The organism is Oerskovia rustica, from assembly GCF_014836555.1.
Classification (GTDB): Bacteria; Actinomycetota; Actinomycetes; order Actinomycetales; family Cellulomonadaceae; genus Oerskovia; species Oerskovia rustica.
In genome coordinates, this window is record NZ_JACSQQ010000019.1 from 47,906 (window position 1) to 70,151 (window position 22,246).

The following is a 22,246-nucleotide window of genomic DNA, read 5'->3' on the forward strand; positions in this document are numbered from 1 at the left end:
GCCGGTCACCGGGAGGTGACCGACGGGCCGGGTGCCAGGCGGTGCGGGGTCAGCGCCCGCGCATGCCCTTGCGGTCGGGGCGCGCACGGGTGGGGTCGATGCCCTTGGGGATCGGCAGCTTGGCGCCGCCGAGCGCCTTGAGGCGCTTGAGGACCTCGGCGGTCTCCGGCTTGGTGAGCGTCGGGCGCAGCTTCTGCACCGTGCGCGAGACCTTCTTGAGCGGGACCTGACCCTCGCCGTTGCCGCACTGGATCGTGGTGACCGGGACGTTGGGCAGGACGCGCGTGATGCGGCGCTTCTCGCCGTCGAGCAGCTTGGTGACGCGGTGCGTCGGGCCCTCGCCCACGAGCACGACCCCGGCACGCCCGACGCCGCGGAACACGAGGTCCTGCTGCGGGGTCAGGGCGACGGGCTCGTCGTCGAACGTCCAGCCGCGGCGGATCGTGCCGAGCGCGGCGCGCGCGGCCCCGGGCTGGCCCTCGATGCGGCTGTAGGCCGCGGTCTCCGCGCGGCGCGTCAGGACGAACAGCGAGCCGAGGAACGCGAAGGGCAGACCCACGATGAGGGTGTAGACCCACGGCCCCCAGGCCAGACCGATCCCGATCGCGACGGCGAGGATGCCGACGAACACGGCGAGCATGATCCACGTGACCGCCGGGTCCTCGGCACGCGTCATCTTGTACGCGTCCCAGACCTGGTGATACCAGCGCTGCTTCTTCTGCTTCTTCGGCTTGGTGCCGTCGACCCCGGTCGAGGGGTCGGTGCTCTTGTTGCGGGCCATGGTGCCTCAGTCTAGTGGTGGCGGAGAGTGCTCCGGTGAAGGGGTGGGGACGGCGGCGAGCCGGACCCCGCCCCCGATTCTCTCGCACGTCGGCGGGGGAACGGGAGCGAGGACCGGCTCGGGCCGATCAGGAACCCGTGAGGTCAGCGAGCCAGCAGGCTCGCCGCCTCCTGACGGGCCGTCGTGGGCTCGGTCAGGTGCGCGAGCGCGGCCGGGATCTCCATGCCACGACGCTTCATGGCCTGGCCCCACAGGCGGCCCGCGCGGTACGAGGAACGGACCAGCGGGCCGGACATGACACCGAGGAACCCGATGCGCTCGGCCTCGTCCGAGAGCTCGACGAACTCCTCGGGCTTGACCCAGCGCGAGACCGGGTGGTGGCGCAGCGACGGGCGCAGGTACTGAGTGATGGTGATGAGGTCGCAGCCTGCGTCGTGGAGGTCCTGCAGGGCCTCCTTCGCCTCGTCGATCGTCTCGCCCATGCCGAGGATGATGTTCGACTTGGTCACCAGGCCGGCCTCGCGAGCCCGCGTGATGACCGACAGCGAGCGCTCGTAGCGGAAGCCCGGCCGGATCTGCTTGAAGATGCGGGGCACGGTCTCGACGTTGTGCGCGAGCACCTCGGGGCGCGACTCGTTGACGGCGTCGAGCAGCTCGGGGATCGCGTTGAAGTCCGGGATGAGGAGCTCGACGCCCGTGCCCGGGTTGAGCGCGTGGATCTGACGCACGGTCTCGGCGTAGAGCCACGCGCCGCCGTCGGCCAGGTCGTCGCGCGCGACGCCCGTGATGGTCGAGTAGCGCAGACCCATGGCCTGGACCGACTCGGCGACGCGGCGCGGCTCGTCCGCGTCGAAGTCGGCGGGCTTGCCCGTGTCGATCTGGCAGAAGTCGCAACGGCGCGTGCACTGGTCGCCGCCGATGAGGAACGTGGCCTCACGGTCCTCCCAGCACTCGAAGATGTTGGGACAGCCGGCCTCCTCGCAGACCGTGTGCAGGCCCTCCTTGCGCACGAGGCCCTTGAGCTCGGTGTACTCGGGTCCCATGGTCGCCCGAGTCTTGATCCACTCGGGCTTCTTCTCGATGGGTGTCGCAGAGTTGCGGGCCTCGACCCGCAGCATGCGCCGCCCTTCAGGTGCGATCGTCACGCGGTGTCTCCCAGTCCGTGGTGGGCGGTGGCCCCCTGGAGTCGTGCCCGGTATCGGGTGAAAGTCAGACTACGCCAGGAGCCTGCGGGAGGGCGGTGGTGTCCACGTGGGCCGGACGTGACCTGAGCGACAGCCCGGTGACGACGAGCAGCACCGCGGCGACGGCCGGCAGCGCGAACGCGGCCGCCGTCCCCACGCCCTCGGCGACCTGGCCCCCGACGCTCGCGCCGAGCGCCACGCCCACGACGTTCGCGCTCGCGAGCATCGTCATGGCGGCGCCGCTGCGGCTGCTCGGGCTGAGGTCGCCGCCGACCGTGAAGATCGTGACCATGACCGGGCCGACGAACAGGCCCAGCAGCGCGAGCGCGCCGATCAGGGCGCCGAGCGACCCGCTGCCGCCCGCGAGGAACGCGAGGACCGCGGTGACCGTGAGGCCCGAGGCGAACGAGACCCAGCGCGAGCGTGCGCCGAAGCTCGCAGGCAGCGCGACCACGGCGAGCGCCGTGATGGCCGACCCGAAGCCGAGCACCGCGTAGACCAGACCGGCCTGCTCCTCGGCGCCCGCGTCGCGCATGAACGACGTGACGGCCGTCTGGGTGCTGCCGAAGAGCATGCCCATCGCGAGCATCCCGAGGACGGGGACCAGCACTCGGCGCAGGAGCCCGACGAACGAGCCGTGGGCGTCGGCACCCGCTGCGGCCTGCGCCGCGGCGGACGGCTTGGGCGCGCCGGGCGTCGCGGTCGGGTGTAGGGCGAAGGCCAGGCCGAAGATCGCGCACACCGCGGCGGCGAACAGCATCGCGGCCTGCGGGGACCACACGCTCGCGAGGATGCCGACGAGGGCCGGGCCGAGCACGAAGCCAATCTCGTCGGCCGTGCTCTCGTAGCCCATCGCGGCGAGCAGCGTGCGAGGGCGGTGCTGGGTCATCGCGATCCAGCGCACGCGCGCGAGCGGGCCCACCTGCGGGGCGAACGCGCCCACGAGCGCCGCGGCGCCGAGGATCACGCCCGACGTGGCGCCGGTGCTCGCGGCCTGGACGAGCGCGACGACGGCCAGGACGTTCAGCGGCACGACGACGAGGAGCACCTTGCGCTGGCCGATCCGGTCCGCGAGGGATCCCTGCGTCGGGCCGCCGAGCGCCGTGCCGACGGCGGCGGCGGCGCTCGCGAGCCCGCCGAGGGCGAGCGAGCCCGTGGTCGTCGTGACCAGGAGGAGCGTGCCGATCGTGATCATCGAGAAGGGCAGCCGCGCGAGGAACGCGATCGGCAGGAACGCCTTGCCGGCCAGGCGGGGAAGCTCGCCGTACGTGGCGAGGGTGCCGCGGCGGGGTTCCGCGGGCTCGGGAGCCTGAGCGGGGGCGCCGGGGGCGCCGTCAGCCGTGACGTCGGGGCGCGCGGGCGCGAGGGGACTGGGAGTGCGGGTCATGGGGGTCCTTCAGGGGTCAACCGTTCCGCGCACCGACCCACCCGTACTCCGGTTGCGCAATGATTCCCTTGAGGTGATCCCCATCCTAGCCGTGAAGGTCCCGGAAGGGGAGGGGTGCGTCCCCGCGCCCCAGCCTGCCGAGCGCACCGAGGGGACGGACGCGGCGGCTGCTCAGGCCGTGACGGACGCGCCGGTCGTGGCGGACGCGCCGGTCACGCCGGACGCGGAGGTCGCGGCCAGGAGCGGACCCAGGTGCTCGTGCAGCGCGGGGACCAGGATCGGCGTGGCCTCGTCGATCGTGACCCGTCGACCGGTCTCGAGCGTCAGGGACGTGACGTCGGCGTCGGAGATGCCGCACGGCACGATGCGGGAGAACTCCCCGAGGTCGGGGGAGCAGTTGAGCGCGAGGCCGTGCATGGTCACGCCGCGCGCGACCCGCACGCCGATCGCGCAGACCTTGCGCTCGCGCCGGGTCGGGGTCGCGGCCAGCCACACGCCGCTGCGCCCCTCGACGCGGTGGGTCGTCAGACCCAGCGCGGTGCAGACGTCCATGACCGCGGACTCGAGCGCGCGCACGTAGGCGACGACGTCGACGGGCTCGGCGAGCCGGACGATCGGGTAGGCGACGAGCTGTCCGGGCCCGTGCCAGGTGATCTTCCCGCCGCGGTCGACGTCGACGACGGGCGTGCCGTCGTCGGGGCGGTCGGCGAGGTTGGTGCGCCTGCCGGCGGTGTAGACGCTCGGGTGCTCCACGAGGATCACGGTGTCCGGCGCGATGCCGTCCACGACGTCCTGATGGACCTGGCGCTGGAGGTCCCAGGCGTCCTGGTAGTCGGTGAGACCGGGGCCCTCGGTGCGCAGGTGCATGCGGTCAGGCTAGCCCTCACCCGGTCGGGGGTGGGCCTCGACCATGGTGATGAGGATCTCACGCAGCGTGGCGATCTGCTCCTCGCTCAGGCCCCGGGTGCTGAGCTCCTCGGCGGGGCGCGGGCTCGCGGCGGCGAGCGCGGCGGTGCGGCCGCCCGGGGTGATCGCGACGGCGCGCCGGCGCCGGTCGTTCACGTCGTCCTCGCGGGTGATGTACCCCGAGCGTTCGAGGCGCGCCAGGATGCGGCTCATGGTCTGTTCGGTGATGTGCGACTCGGCCGCGAGCTGACGCTGGGTGCGCGGGCCTGCGAGCAGGTGCAGCAGGACGGGCATCGAGGCGTGGTTGAGGTCCCAGCCGTCGAGGTGGTGGTTCCACTCACGCTCGATCCGGCGGGTCACCGCCGACAGGAGCCGGCCGGTGGGCCAGTCCTTCGGTTCCCTGCTGACCGGGTTTGCGTCCACTTGCTCCTGAGACCTCCGTCGTCAATAGTACTCAGCATGCTGAGTAATCGCTGGAGTGGTGTGCTCCGAGGCCTGGTCATTGTCGCAGTGTTGGGAGTCTGGCTCGCCATCGGGGCGATCGGGGGCCAGGCGCAGGGCAAGCTCAGCACCGTCCAGACCAACGACTCCGCGGCCTTCCTGCCGTCGAGCGCCGAGTCCACCCGCGCAGCCGAGAAGGCCCAGGCGTTCGTGTCCGACGAGTCGCTGCCCGCCCTCGTCGTCGCGGTCCCCACCGACGGCGGAGCCGTCACGCCCCAGCAGCTCGAGACCCTCCAGGCCGTCGCCGCCGACCTGCCGACGCTCCCGCTCCCCGGCGCCGGTCCAGACGACCCCCAGACGGTCGGGGACGCGCTGACCGGCGACCCCGTCGTCGTGCCCTCGCAGGACGGCGAGGCCGCGATGATCGTCGCGTCGCTCGACGCGTCGCAGTCCTCGGACCTCATGGCCGACGACGAGCGCGTCAACAACGCCGTGGTCGCCGAGATCCGGGCCGAGCTCGAGACCGCCCTCGCCGACTCGGGCCTCCAGGCGTGGGTCACCGGGCCCGCGGGCTTCGTCGCGGACCTCGTCAACGCGTTCGGCGGGATCGACACGGTCCTGCTGCTCGTCGCGCTCGGTGCCGTGCTGATCATCCTCGCGATCGTCTACCGCTCGCCGATCCTGCCGTTCATGGTGATCCTCACCGCGGTCTTCGCGCTGTGCCTCGCAGGCCTGGTCGTCTACCTCCTGGCGGACGCCGGCACGCTGACGCTCAACGGACAGGCGCAGGGCATCCTCTCGATCCTTGTCGTGGGCGCCGCGGTCGACTACTCGCTCCTCGTCGTGGCGCGATACCGCGAGGAGCTGCGCGCCGTCGAGAGTCCCTACACGGCCGTGCGCCGCGCCCTGCGCGCCTCGATCGAGCCCATCGCCGCCTCGGCCGGGACCGTCATCGCGGGCCTGCTCTGCCTCCTGCTGTCGGACCTCGCGTCCAACCGCTCCCTCGGGCCCGTCGGGGCGGTCGGCATCGCGGCCGCGTTCCTCGGTGCGCTCACGTTCCTGCCTGCGCTGCTCGTGGTCGGCGGCAAGCGCTCGCGGGGCATCTTCTGGCCGCGCAGGCCTGCGTACGACCCGGCGGCCGCCGACGAGGCGACGACCGCCGCCCTGGCGCCCGCGCCCGCCACCGGCGCACCGGAGGGCGTGCGCGACGTCGCCCTCGCCGCGAGCCACGACGTCGAGGTGCACGTCGCGGGCCACGGCGTCTGGTCCCGCGTCGCGAGCTTCGTCGGGCGCCGCGACCGTGCCGTGTGGATCGTCACGGCCCTCGTCCTCGCGGGGTGCGCGGCGTTCGTGCCGACGTTCCAGGCCGAGGGCACGAGCGACTCCGACGTCTTCCTCACCCAGGTCGACTCGGTCGACGGCGAGCAGGTGCTCGAGGACCACTTCGGGGGAGTGGGCGTCCAGCCCGCGATCGTGATCGCCCCCGAGGCCGACCTCGACGCCGTGCTCCAGGCCGCGACCGCGACCGACGGCGTCGCGTCCGCCGCCGCCGTGACCGAGGGCGGCACGGGCGGAGCGCCCGGCGCCCCCTCGCAGGGGCCGCCGCTCGTCGTCGACGGCGACGTGCGCGTCGACGTCGTGACCGAGGACCCGAGCGACACCAACGCCGCGACGCAGACCGTCGCCGCGCTCCGCGACGCCGTGCACGAGGTCTCGCCCGACTCGCTCGTGGGCGGGGCCAGCGCCGAACGGCTCGACACCCAGATCGCGGGCGACCACGACCTGCGCGTCATCGTGCCCGTGGTGCTGGTCGTGATCCTGGCGATCCTCATGCTGCTGCTGCGCTCGGTCCTCGCGCCGGTCCTGCTCATGGCCGCCAACGTGCTCTCGTTCGGCGCGGCCCTCGGGGTGTCGGCGATCGTGTTCAACCACGTGCTCGACTTCCCGGGCGCCGACCCGACCGTCCCGCTCTACGCGTTCTGCTTCCTCGTGGCGCTCGGCGTCGACTACTCGATCTTCCTCATGACCCGGGTACGCGAGGAGTCCGGGATCATCGGCACCCGCCGCGGCACGCTGCGCGCGCTCGCCGTGACGGGCTCGGTCATCACGTCGGCGGGCGTGGTGCTCGCCGCGACGTTCGCGGCGCTCGGGGTGATCCCGCTGCTGTTCCTCGCACAGCTCGCGTTCATCGTCGCGTTCGGCGTCCTCGTCGACACCCTGATCGTCCGCAGCCTGCTCGTCCCGGCCCTGGTGCACGACGTCGGGCGAGCGGTCTGGTGGCCGGGAGCGCTGCGCCGCAGCGCACCCTGAGGAGCCGCGGGCCCGGGCGGGCCGACCTCGCGTCGGGCGGCTCGTCCGGGACCCGCTCCCGGCTCACGGTCCGCGCAGGTCAGCTCCCGGTGGGCAGCGGCTCGGACGGGCAGTCACCGAGCACGGCGGTCATCGCGTCGCGCTCGGACGGGGTCACCCACAGCTCGTAGGTGACCTTGACCGCGATCTGGCGCGCGATGTACGTGCAGCGGAACGCGTGGTTGGGCGGGAGCCAGGCCGACGCGTCGCGCGCGCCCTTCGACTGGTTGGCCGACCCGTCGGAGGCGAGCAGGTTGAGCGGGTCGTTCGCGAAGCGGCGACGGGTCTCGTCGTCCCACGACTGGGCGCCCTTGCGCCAGGCGTCCATGAGCGGGATGACGTGGTCGATCTGGACGGCCGAGCTGGTCTTGTTGCCCCGCACGAAGCTGATCGTCTTGCCCGTGTAGGGGTCGTCGAAGGTCCCGGTGCGGACCTCGCACGCCTTGTCGCGGGTCGAGTACGTGAGGTCGGTGAGGTCGCGCGCGAGGATGTCGTTGCGCGTGTCGCAGCCGTTGCCGTCGACGTCGGCCCAGGCGGACCCGAAGTTCTCGCGCTCGTAGCCGGTCGCCGCCGCGATCCCCTTGACGTCGAGCGTCTCGAGCGCTGCGAGAGCCGTCCCGGTCGCGGGGGCCTCGTTCGCCTCGATCGTCGGTTGGTTCACCGCGTTGGCGATGACGATCCCCAGCGCCAGGGCGATGAGGGTGATGCGCAGGGCGCGCCGCAGGCGCGCGCTCTTCCTGCTCGTGGGGCTCGTGCTCTTGGTGCTCAACGGACGACCTTCCCGAACTCGGACACATGCCGAGAACGACAGTTCCAGGAGGATTCGGTACATTCTGCCAGCCTTCCGGAGTGCTCCGGGACGACGGCTAGATTGGTCGGCATGACGACGACGAGTGCGCAGGGACAGGCCCGGGGCAGTGAGCCGGTACGGATCGGTCTGGTCGGGTACGGCGGGGCGGGCCGGGGGATCCACGCGCGCCTGGCCCGGGAGGCCGGGCTCGTCGTGACCGCGGTCGTCGCCCGGAACCCCGAGCGCCGCGCGACGGCCGAGGCGGACTGGCCCGGCGTGCGGCTGTACGACGACCTGACCGGGCTCCTCGGCGACCGTGGCGCGTTCGACGTCGTCGTGGTCGCGAGCCCGTCGGCGCTGCACGCCGAGCACGCTGCCCAGGTCTCCGCCGCCGGTGTCCCGTTCGTGCTGGACAAGCCGATCGCGCTCGACGGGGCGCAGGCCGCCGAGGTCGTCGCGACGGCCGACGCTGCCGGGACACCCTTCACGGTCTTCCAGAACCGGCGCTGGGACCCCGAGCAGCTGACGCTGCGGTCGGTGCTCGCGTCGGGCGAGCTGGGGCGCGTGCACACGTTCGAGCGTCGCTGGGAGCGGTGGCGGCCGGTGCCGCAGCAGCGCTGGAAGGAGAACGACCCGGTCGGCGGCGGGCTCCTGCTCGACCTCGGCCCGCACCTCGTCGACTCGGCCACCCAGCTCTTCGGGCCTGTCCGGTCGGTGTACGCCGAGCTGCGCGCCCTGACGACCCCGACCGAGGACGACGTCTTCCTGACGCTCCACCATGCGCCGTCGGACGGGCGTGAGGTGGTCAGCCGGCTCTGGGCGGCCTCGGTCGTGGGCGCGCCCGGTCCCCGGACGCGCGTGCTCGGCGACGCCGGGGCGTACGTCGTGACGACGTTCGAGAACGACGCGTCGCCCTTCGAGGTCTTCGACGACGCGGCGCCGGACGGGACCGAGGGGTGGGTCACGCACGGGCGTGAGCGCAGGCCCGTGCCGCGCGCCCCGGGCGGGCACGCCGACTTCTACCGCGCGGTCGCCGACTGGGTCGACGGCGGCCCGGTGCCCGTCGACCCTGCCGACACGGTGCGGACCGCGCACGTCCTGGACGTGGCGCGGGAGAGCGCGCGGAGCGGACGGCGGCTGGAGGTCTGACGGGTCCGGGCCGGGAGGGGTTCGACGGGATCGGTCGGGTCCGGCCGTGCACGGGCCATGGCGGCCGAGATCCCGGGCTGTGGACAACCGGTCCGTCGGGTCGCGCTCTGCTGGGATGGGGCGATGTCGAGCGTCCGCCCGCCCCGTGCATCCTGGCCCTCCCGCGCGAGGGATCGGGAGGGTGCCGACCCGTCGGCACCACCTCCGGCGGTCCAGGACCTCCTGACGCGTCGAGGCTGGGCCGTCGTCGGGCACGGTGAGGCGGCGGCACCCGACGGGGCGGCGGCGCGTCGCTGGGTCGCCTCCGACGGCGCGGGGCGCTGCCGTGACGTCGACCTGGTGCACGTGCCCGCCGAGCCTGCGGCGAGGGCCGTGCTGGTCGAGCGGCTCGACGCTCTGCGACAGCTCGACCACGAGCACCTCGCGCACGTCGAGGAGGTTGCCGAGGGTGACGTGGGCGACCTCGTGCTGGTCTCCTCGCGGCCGCCGGGCGTGGGCCTGCCGCTCCTGCGGGCCTGCCGGGGTCCCTTCGAGGCCGGGGAGGCCGTGACCCTGCTCGTGCCCCTCGCGCAGGCGCTGGCCGCGCTGCACGCGTCCGGGCTGTCGTACGGCGGGGTCGCGGAGTCGGACGTCCTGCTCGACACCGAGGGGCGGGCCGTCCTGCGGATGCCGCTCGACCTGTGCGCCGTTCCGCCGGCCGACGACGTCAGGTCGCTCGCGGAGCTCGTCGTGGGGGTCCTCCCGCATCCCGCCGCCGCGACGGTCCCGGCCGGTGGCACTGCCGAGGGGCCCGACCTGCGGCTCACGGCCCTGCACGCCGAGCTCGCCACGGCCTGCCGTGCGGACCCTCGTACGCGGCCCGAGGTCGGGACGTTCGCGGCGCTCTGCTACGAGGCCGCGTCCCCGTCCCCGATCGCGATGCCCGACAGCGCCCGGCTCGCCGCGGCGACCATCGCCGCACGGTCGGGGCGCGCGTCACGTCGGAGGGAGCGGTCGCCCGAAGGCGACCGGGAACGCGACGACACGGTCGCCCGGCCCCCGGGGGCGTCCGGCCGGAGCGCCCCGGAGTCCCGCGTCCCCCCCGGTCCGGGCGGGAAACCGTCGCCCACGCGACGGGAGCACGCCGCCCGACGACGTCGCTCGGCCTCAGGTTCTCGGCATCACCCCGCGCTCGTCGCGGGCCTCGTCCTGGTCGGGTGCTCGGTGCTCGTCACGGGAGCGCTGCTCGTGGGACCGCACCGTGCGGGGGACGTCGCCGGTCCGCACACCGGGTTGACCCGTCCCGGGGCCGAGCGCGCCGAGGCCATGGACTCCGCTGACCCCGACCCCGTCCTGCTCGACCCCACCCTGCAGGCCGACGACCCGGCCGGCGCCGCCGTCGAGCTCACCGAGCGCCGCGTCGAGCTGCTGGCAGGGGAGCGAGAGCCGGCGGAGGTCCTGGCGCCCGGTTCGCCCGCCGAAGCTGCGGACGCCGACCTGCTCGACCGGGTCGCCGGGTCAGGAGTCGTGATCGACGGAGCGACGGCCTCGGTCGTGGGGGCGCGTCCGGTCGCCCCGGACGAGGGGAGCGCGGCGCCGGCTCTCGGCGCGGAGCCCGGACCGGGGACCGAGACGCAGGTCGACGTCACCTACTCGGTCTCCGAGCACACCCAGCGGGCGGCCGACGGCTCGGTCACGACGGTGCCTGCGACCGTGGCGTCGACGGCGCGCCTGACACTGCGGTGGACCGATGTCGGATGGCGGGTGAGCGCGGTGGTGTGACGGTGGTCCGCTCAGCCTGCGGCGACCCAGCGGGCCGCGGACTCCAGGTCCGGGTGCTCGAACGCGAAGCCGCTGGCCTCCAGGACCCGTGGCAGGGCACGCTGCGACCCGAGGATGTCGGACGCGAACTCGCCGAGCGCGACCTTGAGCGCGACCGACGGGACGGCCAGCGCCGCGGGGCGGTGCAGGGCGGCGGCCAGCGCCCGGGTGACCTCGGCGTTCGTGGCGGGCGCCGGGCCCGTGAGGTTCACCGGCCCGTGCACGTCCGTCTCGAGCAGGTGCAGCACGGCCGAGACGTGGTCGCGCAGCGTGATCCAGCTCCAGTACTGGCGCCCGCTGCCGAGCCTGCCGCCCACGCCCCACCGCAGGAGAGGCAGCATGCGGGCCAGCGCTCCGCCGTCGGGCGTCATGACGATGCCCGTGCGCAGGTGCGCGACCCGCACCCCCGCGTCCTGCGCAGGGCGCGTCGCGGCCTCCCACTCGGTGACGACGCGCGCCAGGAAGCCCGCACCCGGGCCGGACGTCTCGGTCAGCACCTCCGCGCCCCGGTCGCCGTAGTACCCCACGGCGGTGCCCTGGAGGAAGACCGGCGGGGGAGCGTCGAGGTGCGCGAGCGTGCGCGCGAGCAGGCCTGTCGTGCGCGTCCGGGACTCCAGGATCGTGCGCTTGTACTCGGCCGTCCAACGGTGGTCGCCGACACCGGCTCCCGCGAAGTTGACCACGGCGTCCGCGCCCTCGAGCGCGCGCGGGTCCAGGGCGTCCTCGTCCGGGTCCCAGAAGTGCTCGTGGGCAGTCTGCGGGGGCCTGCGCACCAGGCGGCGCACCGTGTCACCGCGCTCCCGCAGACGTTCGAGGAGCTCCGTACCGATGAGACCGTGCGACCCGGCCACGACGATGTCCATGCGACCACGGTACGGCCCCGGCGGAGGGCCTGCGACGCCCGCGGCCCGTCGGACCCTCGACCGGCCGCCCCGAGCCCTGGAGACGCGGCAGGCCCCCCGACCCGAAGGGTCGAGGGGCCTGCCGTGTGGTGGGCTCAGCGAGCTCCGAGGGTCAGAGACCGACCTCGGACTCGAAGGCGCCCTCCTCGATGCGGGTCTTGATCGCACCCAGGAAGCGGGCCGCATCCGCGCCGTCGACCAGGCGGTGGTCGTACGACAGGAAGATGTAGCTCATCGAGCGGATCGCGATCGACTCGTTGCCGTCTGCGTCGGTCACGACGACCGGGCGCTTGACGATCGTGCCCGTGCCCAGGATCGCGACCTGGCCGCCGGGGACGATCGGCGTGTCGATCAGCGCGCCACCGGAACCGGTGTTCGTGATCGTGAACGTCGCGCCGCCCAGCTCGTCCGGCCCGATCTTGTTGATGCGGGTGCGGCCGGCGAGGTCGGCGATCTTGCGGGCGATCCCGGCGAGGTTGAGGTCACCGGCGTCCTTGATGACGGGCACGACCAGGCCGCGCTCGGTGTCGACCGCGATGCCGACGTTCTCCTGGGGGTGGTAGACGACCGAGTCGCCGTCGATGCTCGCGTTGATCTTCGGGTAGGCCTTGAGGGCCTCGACCGCGGCGAGCGTGAAGAACGGCAGGAACGTGAGGTTGGCGCCCTCGCGTGCCTTGAAGTCGTTCTTGGCCTTGGCGCGCAGCTTGGCGACCTTGGTCACGTCGACCTCGACCACCGTCGTGAGCTGGGCCTGCGTCTGCAGGGCCTCGACCATGCGCGTCGCGACGAGCTTGCGCAGGCGCGACATCTTCTCGGTCGTCCCGCGCAGGGGCGAGACAGCCGGGACGCTGGCCGCCTTGGGTGCGGAGCCCGACGGCGGAGCAGCGGCAGGTGCCGGGGCCGCCTTGGCTGCCTCCGCCTTGGCGGCCGCCTCGAGGACGTCCTCCTTGCGGATGCGGCCACCGACGCCCGTGCCCGTGAGGGACGCGACGTCGACACCCTTCTCCGCGGCGAGCTTGCGCACGAGCGGGGTCAGGTAGGAGCCGCCGGTCGAGCCCGAGGTGGCACGCGAGGCAGGGGCCGCGGGAGCGGCGGGCGCCTCTGCTGCCGGGGCGGGCGCCGCTGCCGGTGCAGGTGCGGGCGCTGCGGGAGCGGCCGGGGCCGGTGCAGCCGCCGGTGCCGGTGCCGGTGCCGGGGCGGGAGCCGCCTCGGGGGCCGGTGCGGCGGCGGCCGGAGCCGGTGCTGCCGCGCCCGAGCCGACGATCGCGAGGACGGTGCCGACCTCGACGGTCTCGTCCTCCTGGACGAGGATCTGCTGGACGGTGCCCGCCACGGGGGAGGGGACCTCGGTGTCGACCTTGTCGGTCGAGACCTCGAGCAGGGGCTCGTCGACCTCGACGGTCTCGCCGACGGCCTTGAGCCAGCGGGTCACGGTGCCCTCGGTCACGGACTCGCCGAGCGCCGGGAGCTTGATCTCCTCGCCGCCCGAGGCGGCGGGCGCCTCGGCTGCGGGAGCGGCCGCCGGAGCCTCGGCCGCGGGGGCCGGTGCCGGCTCCGCCGCGGGGGCGGGCTCGGCTGCCGGGGCGGGAGCCTCGGCGGGTGCTTCGGCGGCGGGAGCCTCGGCAGCGGCCGGGGCTGCGCCCGCGCCGGAACCGATCACGGCGAGGTCGGTGCCGACCTCGACGGTCTCGTCCTCCTGGACGAGGATCTGCTCGAGCACGCCGGCGAACGGCGAGGGGATCTCGGTGTCGACCTTGTCGGTCGAGACCTCGAGCAAGGGCTCGTCGATCTCGACGCTCTCGCCGACGGCCTTGAGCCAGCGGGTGACGGTTCCCTCGGTGACGGACTCGCCCAGTGCGGGCATCTGCACGTTGTCAGACATGACCTCTCGGGTCTCCTTCGATCGTTGGGTCAGTTGTGGGCGTGCAGCGGCTTGCCGGCGAGGGCCAGGTGGGCCTCTCCGAGAGCCTCGTTCTGCGTGGGGTGCGCGTGGACCAGGGCGGCGACGTCCTCGGGGTACGCCTCCCAGTTCACGATGAGCTGGCCTTCGCCGATGAGCTCGCCGACGCGGGCGCCGACCATGTGCACGCCGACGACGGGGCCGTCCTTCTGGCGGACGAGCTTGACGAAGCCCGTGGTCCCGAGGATCTTGCTCTTGCCGTTGCCGGCAAGGTTGTACTCGAGCGTCTCGACGCCGTCGGCGCCGTGCAGCTCCTTGGCCCTGGCCTCGGTCAGGCCGACCGAGGCGACCTCGGGCTCGCAGTACGTCACGCGGGGGATGCCCGACTCGACGATCGGCGTCGGGTTCAGGCCCGCGATCTGCTCGGCGACGAAGATGCCCTGGGCGAAGCCGCGGTGCGCGAGCTGGAGCCCGGGGACGATGTCACCGGCTGCGTAGATGTTGCCGATGCCCGTGTGCAGGCGCTCGTCGACGATCACGAAGCCACGGTCCATGGTGATGCCCTGGGCCTCGAAGCCCAGGTCGGCGGTGCGGGGGCCGCGGCCGACGGCGACCAGCAGGAGGTCGGCGTCGAACGTCTTGCCGGACTCGAGGGTCACGTGCACGCCCGAGTCGTCCTGCGTGACGCCCGAGAAGCGGTCGCCCAGCGTGAAGCCGATGCCGCGCTTGCGGAACGCGCGCTCGAGCGCCTTGGACAGCGACTCGTCCTCGTTCGGGACGAGGTGCGGGAGCGCCTCGATGATCTGCACGTCGGCGCCGAACGACTTCCAGACGCTCGCGAACTCGACGCCGATCACGCCGCCGCCCAGGACGATCGCGCTCTGGGGCACGTAGTCGAGGGTCAGGGCCTGGTCGGACGTGATGACGCGGCCGCCGATCTCCAGTCCGGGGAGCGAGCGGGCGTAGGAACCCGTGGCGAGCACGACGTTCTTGCCCGTGTAGCGCTGGCCCGCGACCTCGACCGTGTCCGCTGCGACGAGCGTGCCGTGGCCCTCGATCACCGTGATCTTGCGGGACTTGATGAGACCCTGCAGGCCCTTGTACAGCCCGGCGATGACGCCGTCCTTGTACGAGTTCACGCCGTTCATGTCGATGCCCTGCAGCTGGCTCAGGACGCCGTACGCGCTGCCCTCGCGGGCGTTGTCGGCGAGCTCGGCGGCGTGCAGCAGAGCCTTCGTGGGGATGCAGCCGTTGTGCAGGCAGGTCCCGCCCAGCTTGTGCGCTTCGACGAGAGCGACGTTCAGGCCGAGCTCGGCGGCACGCAGCGCGGTGGCGTAGCCGCCGCTGCCTCCGCCCAGGACGAGGACGTCGAAAGGTGTGCCGGTCTCGGCCACGTGCAGCTCCTTAGGCATACGAAAAGAGGGAGAGCAAAGTTCTCGTGACATCTTGGCACTTCGGTCAGCCGTACCCCAATCGGAACGCACACTCTTGCGTGTGATGCTCAAGACAGCCACGCCGGGCGTCCGGTCCGCCCCCGTGGTCCGGACGGTCCCGGCGAGCGGGCTCCCCGGGCGCGACCTGCCGCTCCCCGCCCTGCGGCTCCCCGCCCACAGGCGGGGCCGAGCCCGATCCCAGGAACGCTCCAGGCGGAGCAAGTACCCTTCCTCCATGTCCAGGCTGTCGCAGCTCTTCTCCCGCAAGCCCGCGAACGGTGCCGGTGCTCCCGCCGGTGCCCCGTCGACCGCGGACCAGCGCCGCGCGACCGTCGAGCACCTCGCCGACTTCGCACGCACCCGCGTGGGTGTCGAGGCGTACATCGAGCCGCCGACGAACGACACCCCCACGACGCTCATGCTCATCGCGACCACGGGGGAGTGGACGAGGCGCCGGGTCCCCGACGCCAGGACCGCGCGCAAGGTCGCCGAGCAGCTCGAGCTCCCCGTCTACGACGTGAACTTCACGGGCTACCCCCAGCGCATGCGCGACTGGAACTCCAAGCAGCGCAGGCGCTGAGCCCCATCCGCAGTCGCTGACCCCGCCCGCAGGTGCGCGCTTCGCCGGGCGGTTGGCCGGAGCTCCCACGGAACGAGATGCGGTCAACCGGGGTCGACGCCCTTCCCCGACCCCGGTTGGCCGCAACCCGACCTCCCGGCCGGACGCAGAAGCTGCGCCCGACGACTCCGGCGCGGTCCGGACCCGATGCCAGCCGGAACGACGGACGGGCACGACCCCGAGAGGTTGTGCCCGTCCTTGTCCCGGGAGCGGTCCGCGGAGCGCGGCCGCCGGGCGACTACTTCTTCGCCGCGCGCGCCTCGAGCAGCTCGACGAGCGTGCGGACCGCGACGCCCGTGCCGCCGACCGGCGTGTAGCCGAACGCCGAACCCTCGTTGAACGAGGGGCCCGCGATGTCGAGGTGCGCCCACGGCGTGGTGCCCACGAACTCCTGCAGGAACAGCCCTGCGACGAGCATCCCGCCGAAACGGTCGCCGATGTTCGCGATGTCCGCGACCTTCGACTTCATCGACGCGGCGAGCTCCTCGGGCAGGGGCATGGGCCAGAACTGCTCGCCCGCTGCCTCGGCCGCCGCGACGACCTCGCCGCGGACGTCGTCGGACCCCATGACGGCCGAGACGCGCGTGCCGAGCGCGACCATCTGCGCACCCGTGAGGGTCGCGACGTCGAGCACGACGTCGGGCTTCTCCTCGACCGCGGCGACGAGGCCGTCGGCCATGACGAGGCGACCCTCGGCGTCGGTGTTGAGGACCTCCACCGTCTTGCCGCCGCGGATCGTGATGACGTCCGAGGGGCGCTGAGCCGTGCCCGACGGCATGTTCTCGGCGAGGCAGAGCCAGCCGGTCACCGCGACGGGCAGGCCGAGCTTCGAGGCCGCGAGCACGGTGTGCAGGACGGCGGCCGCACCGGCCATGTCGGACTTCATGGCCTCCATGCCCTTGGCGGGCTTGATCGAGATGCCGCCCGAGTCGAACGTGATGCCCTTGCCGACCAGCGCGACCTTGGCGTGCGGGCGCGAGGGGGAGTAGGACACCTTGACGAGGCGCGGGCCACGCGAGGACCCCTGGCCGACCGCCAGGATGCCGCCGTAGCCGCCCGACGCGAGGCCCTTCTCGTCGAGGACCGTGACCTTGACGCCCGTGCCCTTCGCGGCGGCCTTCGCGATGTCGGCGAAGGCCGCAGGGAACAGGTCGTTCGGGGCGGTGTTGACCAGGTCGCGCGTCGCGTGGACCGCGGCGGCGATCGTCGCGGCACGCTCGACCGCGGCCTTCGCCTTGGCCCCGCGGGCGAGCGAGGTGAGGACCTCGATGCTCGAGACGACACCGGCAGGCTTGGTCGAGCCGGTCGTGCCCGACGCGTCCCGGTAGCGGGTGAACGAGTACGCGCCGAGGAGTGCGCCCTCGGCGATCGCGGCGACCTCGGCCTCGTCCTTGGCGGGCAGGGCCACCGCGACCGACGCCGCACCCTTGAGGTCGCGCACCGCGGCACCCGCCGCACGGCGCAGCGTCTCCGCCGCGAACGAGCCCGACTCGTCACGGGCGCCGAGGCCCGTCAGGACCAGGACACCGGCCTTGAGGTGAGAGCCTGCGGGCACCGTGCGCACCTCGTCGCGCGCACCGGTGATGCCCAGCACGGGGGCGAGGGCCTCGAGCTCGGCGACCACGTCGCGAGGGAGGTCGTCCCCCACGACGGCCACGCCGTCCGAAGTCGTCTGGGTCCCGACGACGAGCGCGTCCACCTTCACGCCGGTCGGGTTCTTGCTGGAGAGAGTGAGTTCAGCCACGGCTCGATGCTAGCCGCTGCGCGGACCAGGGCCACCGGTGGGGCGAGCGGCGGGCGATTCCTGCCCGCGGGCCGGACGCCGGTAGGCTCGGCGTCGTGGTCCTCCCCCTCGTCCTCCTCGTGGTCGCGCTGTGCGCGGCCCTCACCGGTTGGGCCGGGTGGTTCGTCGCCCGCGACCGTGCCGTCGTCCTCAAGCAGCTCTGGGGCGGTGCCGTCATCGAGGGCGCGATCGTCCTGCAGATGATCGTCGCGGGCGTCCTCGCCGCGACGGGGAGCTCGGCGAGCGACCCCGTGAAGCTCTGGGGCTACCTGATCACCGCCCTGTTCATCCTGCCCGTCGCCGCCGTGTGGGCGTTCGCCGAACGCTCCCGCTGGAGCTCGGTCGTGCTCGCGGTCGCCGCGATCACCGTCGCGTTCCTCGAGTGGCGGCTGTGGCAGATCTGGACCGCCTGAGGAGAGATGGCGTGACCCACCCCGAGAACCCCGAGACCGCACCCGACCCGGCGACGCGTGTGCCGCCGTCGGGCGGCCCCGACGTCCCCGACGTCCCCGACGCGCAGGGTGCCCACGACGCGCCCCGCAGGACGGGCAGCGGTTTCGGTCGCGTCCTGGTCCTCGTCTACGGGATCTTCGCGATCTCCGCGACCGCGCGCGCCTCGATCCAGCTCCTGCGCGACTGGCACGAGGCCCCCGTCGCCTACGGGCTCTCGGCGCTCGCGGCCGTGGTCTACATCGTCGCGACGATCGCGCTGGCCCGCGGGTCGGCGACGTCACGGACCGTCGCCTGGACCGCCGTCACGGTCGAGCTCGTGGGAGTGCTCGCCGTGGGCGCCTGGTCGATGCTGGATCCCGCGGCGTTCCCCAAGCCCACGGTGTGGTCCGACTTCGGGATCGGCTACGGGTTCGTGCCGCTGGTCCTGCCGGTCGTGGGCCTCACCTGGCTGTGGCGCACGCGCCCGCCCCAGACCTCCACCACCGAACCGAAGGATCGCGCATGAGCCGGCTCTACTCCCTCCTCTTCAACGGCGTCTTCAAGCACATGGACCCCGAGAAGGCGCACGAGGTGGTGTTCCCGCTCATCTCCCTCGCTGGTCGCACGCCCGTCGTGGGTGACGTGATCCAGGGGGCCGCGGCCCCGTACCTGGGCCGCGGCGCGAACGGCCCGGGCAGCGTCCAGGCGCTCGGCCGCTCGTTCCCGGCGCCGTTCGGGCTCGCGGGCGGTTTCGACAAGAACGCCAAGGCGATCCGCGGGCTCACGATGCTGGGCTTCGCGTTCATCGAGATCGGCACCGTGACCGCGCACGCCCAGCCCGGCAACGAGACGCCGCGGATGTGGCGCGAGCTGTCGATGCGCGGCATCCGCAACCGCATGGGCTTCAACAACGAGGGGGCGGCCGCCGCGGCACAGCGCCTCGAGGCCTTGCGCCGGTCGCCGTCGGGTCGCGCGATCATGATCGGCGCGAACATCGGCAAGACCAAGGTCACCCCGGCCGAGGACGCCGCGGGCGACTACGCGACGAGCGCCGCGCTCCTCGCGCCGCACGCCGACTACCTCGTCGTCAACGTGTCCTCGCCCAACACCCCGGGCCTGCGCGACCTGCAGTCGACCGAGGCCCTGCGCCCCATCCTCCAGGCGGTCCGCGAGGCCGCCGACGACGCCACGCGCACGTCCGGCGTCCGGCGCATCCCGCTGCTCGTCAAGATCGCGCCGGACCTCGCGGACGAGGACGTCGACGCGGTCGCCGACCTCGCGCTCGAGCTCGGCCTCGACGGCGTCATCGCGGTCAACACGACGATCGGGCACGACCTGGGCCCCGGCGGGCTCTCGGGTCCGCCGCTGCTCGCCCGGGGGCTCGACGTCGTCGCTCGCCTCCGCGGCCGCCTCGGCCCCGACGTCGCGATCGTCGGCGTGGGCGGCATCTCGACCGCCGACGACGCGCGCGCCTACCTGGCGGCCGGAGCCGACCTCGTGCAGGGTTACACCGGCATGATCTACAACGGTCCGTTCTGGGCCGCGAGCATCAACCGGTCCCTGGTGCGTGACACGGCCCGGGGGACCCGAGGCGGAGGCGCACGATGATCCGACCCCAGTGGGTGTGGGAGCTCGACGACGCGGACGGGCGCCCGCTCACGACGCCCGTGAGCCCGGCGTTCACCAACCAGTTCGACGCCGAGCAGTGGCTCGGCGAGACGTGGCGCGAGCTCGCCGCGCAGGGGGCGGTCGCGGCGCGGCTGCTCAACGACGGTGCGCAGGCCACGGCGACCGTGGAGCTGCGCACGGCGTAGGGCTGGGCCGTGCAGTGGGTCGTCGTGGTCGGTGCGCCGTCGTCCTCGCCGGACGACGGCGCACCGAGTGTGCAGTTCGGGCTGTCGATCGAGCCTGGAGACGACCCGAACTGCACACTCGACGGTGCGTGGCGCCGACGAGCATGCGGTCGGCACCGAGGGGCCGCCGAGGGCCGCTAGCCCGCCACGTGCTCCCAGGCCGCCACCAGGCGGGGCACAGCGCGCCGGATCGCCTCGGCGTCGGGTGCGAAGGTGAGCCGGACGCGGGAGGTCGCTGCGCCGTCGGGCGTGAGGGACGGGCCCGGGTTGATCACGAGGCCCCGCACCGCCGCGGCCGCCGCCAGGGCGTGCGCGAGCGGGCGCCCCAGGTCGACCCACAGCGAGAGCCCGCCCGCGGGCGCGGTGACGTGCCACGACGGGATCGCGGCCGTGACCGCCGAGCGCAGGAGGTCGCGCTGCGAGCGCAGCAGGGGCAGGCGTTCGGCGAGGACCTCGTCGCGCCGGGCGAGCAGCTCGACGACCGCGAGCTGCTCGAGGACCGACGTCGCGATGTCGGCCGCGCCGCGCACGCGCGCGAGGTGCGCGACGACGTCGGGGTGCGCGCGGACCCATCCGACGCGCAGCCCGCCCCAGAACGTCTTGGAGGCCGACCCCACGGTGAGCAGGTGGCTCGTCGCGGACCCGTCGCCCGCGAGCGGCTCGGGCGCGGGGCCGTCGAGCGCGATGTCGGTGAGGGTCTCGTCACCGATCACCGTGACCCGGTGCCGCAGCGCGATCCGCCGGACCTCGGCGCGCTCGTCGGGCGAGAGGCTGTAGCCCGTCGGGTTGTGGAAGTCGGGGACGAGGTACGCGAGGCGGGGTGTCGCGGCGCGGATCGTCGACTCGAACAGTGCGACGTCGAACCCCGGACCGTCGCCCGGCAGGCCCGCGCCCACGGGGAAGCCGACGACGCGCGCCCCGCGCGCGACCATCGCCTCGATGCCGTGCGCGTACGTGGGCGACTGGACCACGACCCGGTCGCGCGGCCCCAGGAGAGACTGGGCGACCGTCGAGATCGCGTGCTGCGCGCCCGTGGTCACGAGGACCTGGTCCGGGGTCGTGGGCGTGCCGCGCTCGGTGAGCCGCTGCGCGACGGCCTCGCGCAGGGGTTCGAGGCCGAGCGGCTCGTACCCGCGCCCCGACAGGTAGCCGGGGAGGGCCTCGAGCGCGCGACCGTAGGCCGCGTGCAGCTGGGGTGGGGCGGCAGGGGCGGCCTGCCCCAGGTCGACGAGGTCCTCGGGCGGCTCGACGCCCACCGGCACGGGCGCGTCACCGCCGCACCACCGCGGCTGGGCACGGCGGGTGGGTCGGGGCAGGACCGCGACCGTCCCGACGCCCGTGCGGCTCGTGACGAACCCGCGCTCGCGCAGGGCCGCGTACGCCGCGGCCGTGGTGGTCCGGGAGACGCCGAGCGCCGCGGCGAGGTCGCGCTCGCTCGGCAGCCGGGTGTGCGGGGCGACCGTGCCCGACAGGACCGCGCCGCGGACGGCGTCGGCCAGCGCGGCGTACGCGGGCCCACCGGACTGCCAACCGGCGACGAGCACGGCCAGGGCGGGGGCGGACAGGCGCCGGTGCACGGGGGGATGGGCCGGGGCGACGGCCCCGGGGGCGGTGGCGAGCGAGGTGGCCATGAGGCCACTCTCCCCGAATTGGCTATGGATCACCAGTCCACTGCGGGTGCACAGTAGGGGAGTGTCGACGAACTTCAGCCCCCTGCGCCGGACCGTCCAGCTCACGCTCGGACTGTTCGGCTTCTCCCTGACCATGGCCATGCTCATCCATTCCGGCATGGGCGCCATGCCGTGGGACGTCTTCCACCAGGGCGTGGCCCTGCGGTCCGGGCTCGCGCTCGGCGTCGTGGTCGTCGCGTCGAGCGTCGTGGTCATGCTGCTGTGGATCCCGCTGCGCCAGCGCCCCGGCCTCGGCACCATCGCCAACATCGTCGTGATCGGCGCGACCCTCGACCCGTTCCTGCTGCTGCTCGAGCGCGTCGACCCCGACCCCTCCATGGCCGGACGCGTGGCGCTCGCAGTCGCGGGCGTGGCCCTCAACGGCGTCGCGACCGCGGCCTACCTCGGGGCGCGCCTGGGCCCGGGCCCGCGCGACGGTCTCATGACAGGTCTCGTCGCCCGCACGGGGTGGCCAGTGCGCCGGGTCAAGACCGCGATCGAGGTCCTCGTGGTCGCGATCGGCTTCGCGCTCGGCGGGACGCTCGGTTGGGCGACGGTCCTGTACGCGTTGGGCGTGGGTCCTGTGGTCCAGGTCGCGGCACGGTGGCTCGCGCCGCACCTGCGTCCGGCGGTCGTGCCGTTCTCGTCCTCGCCCGACGGCGCCGCGCACCTCCCGGGGCACCTCGCCCCGGGCGAGGGTTCCGGGGAGGCGGGTGGTGCGCCCCGTGCGGGCGGCCGGGGAGAGGTCCCGGGCGAGCCCGAGCCGAACGCGGCGTAGGGCCGGGTCCCGCTTGGCCGGTCGCGTCCGTCGCCGAGTGTGCACTTCGGGTCGTCCGTGAGCCCTCTGGGCAGCCCGAAGTGCACACT

General features: G+C 73.7%; 20 protein-coding genes. 9 read left to right on the forward strand and 11 right to left on the reverse strand.

The window, feature by feature from the left end; translation table 11 throughout:
* Window positions 1-49: 49 nt before the first annotated feature.
* The 5 genes from H9652_RS12265 to H9652_RS12285 all read right to left on the reverse strand — a co-directional run bounded on the left by H9652_RS12265 (window position 50) and on the right by H9652_RS12285 (window position 4,681).
* Entirely contained in the window at window positions 50-781 is a 732-nt protein-coding gene (locus H9652_RS12265) for a DUF4191 domain-containing protein (protein ID WP_191796503.1), read from the reverse strand.
* Between the two features lie 143 nt (window positions 782-924).
* Entirely contained in the window at window positions 925-1,926 is a 1,002-nt protein-coding gene (lipA, locus tag H9652_RS12270; protein WP_030153123.1) for a lipoyl synthase, read from the reverse strand.
* 64 nt (window positions 1,927-1,990) lie between these two features.
* A complete protein-coding gene (locus tag H9652_RS12275) occupies window positions 1,991-3,352 on the reverse strand; it encodes an MFS transporter (RefSeq protein WP_191796504.1) in 1,362 nt (453 codons plus the stop codon).
* A 171-nt stretch (window positions 3,353-3,523) separates the two neighbouring features.
* A complete protein-coding gene (lipB, locus tag H9652_RS12280; RefSeq protein WP_191796505.1) occupies window positions 3,524-4,219 on the reverse strand; it encodes a lipoyl(octanoyl) transferase LipB in 696 nt (231 codons plus the stop codon).
* 9 nt (window positions 4,220-4,228) lie between these two features.
* Window positions 4,229-4,681, reverse strand: a complete 453-nt coding sequence (locus H9652_RS12285; RefSeq protein WP_191796506.1) for a MarR family winged helix-turn-helix transcriptional regulator — start codon at window positions 4,679-4,681, stop codon at window positions 4,229-4,231.
* A gap of 36 nt (window positions 4,682-4,717) precedes the next feature.
* Between H9652_RS12285 and H9652_RS12290 the strand changes: the two genes are divergently transcribed.
* Window positions 4,718-7,009 (forward strand): MMPL family transporter, encoded by a 2,292-nt coding sequence (locus H9652_RS12290; protein ID WP_191796507.1) that lies wholly within the window; start codon window positions 4,718-4,720, stop codon window positions 7,007-7,009.
* 79 nt (window positions 7,010-7,088) lie between these two features.
* On the opposite strand, the gene H9652_RS12295 is transcribed toward H9652_RS12290, so the two are convergent.
* Window positions 7,089-7,817: an HNH endonuclease family protein gene (locus H9652_RS12295; protein ID WP_225228158.1), complete on the reverse strand. Its 729-nt coding sequence runs from the start codon at window positions 7,815-7,817 to the stop codon at window positions 7,089-7,091.
* 111 nt (window positions 7,818-7,928) lie between these two features.
* Between H9652_RS12295 and H9652_RS12300 the strand changes: the two genes are divergently transcribed.
* Both H9652_RS12300 and H9652_RS12305 read left to right on the forward strand, forming a co-directional pair.
* Complete coding sequence (locus H9652_RS12300) at window positions 7,929-8,987, forward strand: Gfo/Idh/MocA family protein (RefSeq protein ID WP_191796509.1); 1,059 nt, start codon at window positions 7,929-7,931, stop codon at window positions 8,985-8,987.
* A 123-nt stretch (window positions 8,988-9,110) separates the two neighbouring features.
* Entirely contained in the window at window positions 9,111-10,748 is a 1,638-nt protein-coding gene (locus H9652_RS12305; protein ID WP_191796510.1) for a hypothetical protein, read from the forward strand.
* Between the two features lie 11 nt (window positions 10,749-10,759).
* On the opposite strand, the gene H9652_RS12310 is transcribed toward H9652_RS12305, so the two are convergent.
* The 3 genes from H9652_RS12310 to lpdA form a co-directional block, all read right to left on the reverse strand.
* Window positions 10,760-11,650 carry a TIGR01777 family oxidoreductase gene (locus H9652_RS12310; RefSeq protein ID WP_191796511.1) on the reverse strand — a complete coding sequence of 297 codons (891 nt, stop codon included), beginning with the start codon at window positions 11,648-11,650 and terminating at the stop codon, window positions 10,760-10,762.
* Window positions 11,651-11,801: 151 nt separating this feature from the next.
* A complete protein-coding gene (sucB, locus tag H9652_RS12315) occupies window positions 11,802-13,571 on the reverse strand; it encodes a 2-oxoglutarate dehydrogenase, E2 component, dihydrolipoamide succinyltransferase (protein WP_191796512.1) in 1,770 nt (589 codons plus the stop codon).
* A 29-nt stretch (window positions 13,572-13,600) separates the two neighbouring features.
* Window positions 13,601-14,983 (reverse strand): dihydrolipoyl dehydrogenase, encoded by a 1,383-nt coding sequence (gene lpdA / locus H9652_RS12320; protein ID WP_318244146.1) that lies wholly within the window; start codon window positions 14,981-14,983, stop codon window positions 13,601-13,603.
* A gap of 274 nt (window positions 14,984-15,257) precedes the next feature.
* On the opposite strand from lpdA, the gene H9652_RS12325 reads away from it, so the two are divergent.
* Window positions 15,258-15,602, forward strand: a complete 345-nt coding sequence (locus H9652_RS12325; RefSeq protein WP_138824226.1) for an oxidoreductase — start codon at window positions 15,258-15,260, stop codon at window positions 15,600-15,602.
* Between the two features lie 277 nt (window positions 15,603-15,879).
* Here the strand turns inward: H9652_RS12325 and H9652_RS12330 are convergent, their stop codons facing one another.
* Window positions 15,880-17,385: a leucyl aminopeptidase gene (locus H9652_RS12330; RefSeq protein WP_191796514.1), complete on the reverse strand. Its 1,506-nt coding sequence runs from the start codon at window positions 17,383-17,385 to the stop codon at window positions 15,880-15,882.
* Between the two features lie 95 nt (window positions 17,386-17,480).
* Between H9652_RS12330 and H9652_RS12335 the strand changes: the two genes are divergently transcribed.
* Genes H9652_RS12335 through H9652_RS12350 form a run of 4 tightly spaced genes read left to right on the forward strand, consistent with a single transcriptional unit; the run spans window position 17,481 to window position 19,670 of the window.
* Window positions 17,481-17,837 carry a hypothetical protein gene (locus H9652_RS12335; protein ID WP_030153088.1) on the forward strand — a complete coding sequence of 119 codons (357 nt, stop codon included), beginning with the start codon at window positions 17,481-17,483 and terminating at the stop codon, window positions 17,835-17,837.
* An 11-nt stretch (window positions 17,838-17,848) separates the two neighbouring features.
* Entirely contained in the window at window positions 17,849-18,382 is a 534-nt protein-coding gene (locus H9652_RS12340) for a hypothetical protein (protein WP_191796515.1), read from the forward strand.
* The gene (locus tag H9652_RS12345; protein ID WP_191796516.1) at window positions 18,379-19,464 is read left to right on the forward strand and encodes a quinone-dependent dihydroorotate dehydrogenase; all 1,086 of its coding nucleotides are present in this window, start codon (window positions 18,379-18,381) and stop codon (window positions 19,462-19,464) included. The genes H9652_RS12340 and H9652_RS12345 overlap by 4 nt, the downstream gene beginning before the upstream one ends.
* A complete protein-coding gene (locus tag H9652_RS12350; protein ID WP_138824230.1) occupies window positions 19,461-19,670 on the forward strand; it encodes a hypothetical protein in 210 nt (69 codons plus the stop codon). The genes H9652_RS12345 and H9652_RS12350 overlap by 4 nt, the downstream gene beginning before the upstream one ends.
* Window positions 19,671-19,846: 176 nt before the next feature.
* Here the strand turns inward: H9652_RS12350 and yczR are convergent, their stop codons facing one another.
* On the reverse strand, window positions 19,847-21,340 hold the full coding sequence (gene yczR / locus H9652_RS12355) for a MocR-like transcription factor YczR (RefSeq protein ID WP_191796517.1): 1,494 nt from the start codon (window positions 21,338-21,340) through the stop codon (window positions 19,847-19,849).
* Between the two features lie 61 nt (window positions 21,341-21,401).
* Here yczR and yczE point away from each other — a divergent pair, with 61 nt between their 5' ends.
* Window positions 21,402-22,157: a membrane protein YczE gene (gene yczE / locus H9652_RS12360; RefSeq protein ID WP_191796518.1), complete on the forward strand. Its 756-nt coding sequence runs from the start codon at window positions 21,402-21,404 to the stop codon at window positions 22,155-22,157.
* Window positions 22,158-22,246: the final 89 nt, after the last annotated feature.

What these genes read in the sequence shown, in the direction of transcription:
- H9652_RS12265 (WP_191796503.1), bottom strand. Translation starts at nt 781, where the DNA reads ATGGCCCGCAACAAGAGCACCGACCCCTCGACCGGGGTCGACGGCACC.
- H9652_RS12275 (WP_191796504.1), bottom strand. Translation starts at nt 3,352, where the DNA reads ATGACCCGCACTCCCAGTCCCCTCGCGCCCGCGCGCCCCGACGTCACG.
- lipB (WP_191796505.1), bottom strand. Translation starts at nt 4,219, where the DNA reads ATGCACCTGCGCACCGAGGGCCCCGGTCTCACCGACTACCAGGACGCC.
- H9652_RS12290 (WP_191796507.1), top strand. Translation starts at nt 4,718, where the DNA reads ATGCTGAGTAATCGCTGGAGTGGTGTGCTCCGAGGCCTGGTCATTGTC.
- H9652_RS12300 (WP_191796509.1), top strand. Translation starts at nt 7,929, where the DNA reads ATGACGACGACGAGTGCGCAGGGACAGGCCCGGGGCAGTGAGCCGGTA.
- H9652_RS12305 (WP_191796510.1), top strand. Translation starts at nt 9,111, where the DNA reads ATGTCGAGCGTCCGCCCGCCCCGTGCATCCTGGCCCTCCCGCGCGAGG.
- H9652_RS12310 (WP_191796511.1), bottom strand. Translation starts at nt 11,650, where the DNA reads ATGGACATCGTCGTGGCCGGGTCGCACGGTCTCATCGGTACGGAGCTC.
- sucB (WP_191796512.1), bottom strand. Translation starts at nt 13,571, where the DNA reads ATGTCTGACAACGTGCAGATGCCCGCACTGGGCGAGTCCGTCACCGAG.
- H9652_RS12325 (WP_138824226.1), top strand. Translation starts at nt 15,258, where the DNA reads ATGTCCAGGCTGTCGCAGCTCTTCTCCCGCAAGCCCGCGAACGGTGCC.
- H9652_RS12345 (WP_191796516.1), top strand. Translation starts at nt 18,379, where the DNA reads ATGAGCCGGCTCTACTCCCTCCTCTTCAACGGCGTCTTCAAGCACATG.
- H9652_RS12350 (WP_138824230.1), top strand. Translation starts at nt 19,461, where the DNA reads ATGATCCGACCCCAGTGGGTGTGGGAGCTCGACGACGCGGACGGGCGC.
- yczR (WP_191796517.1), bottom strand. Translation starts at nt 21,340, where the DNA reads ATGGCCACCTCGCTCGCCACCGCCCCCGGGGCCGTCGCCCCGGCCCAT.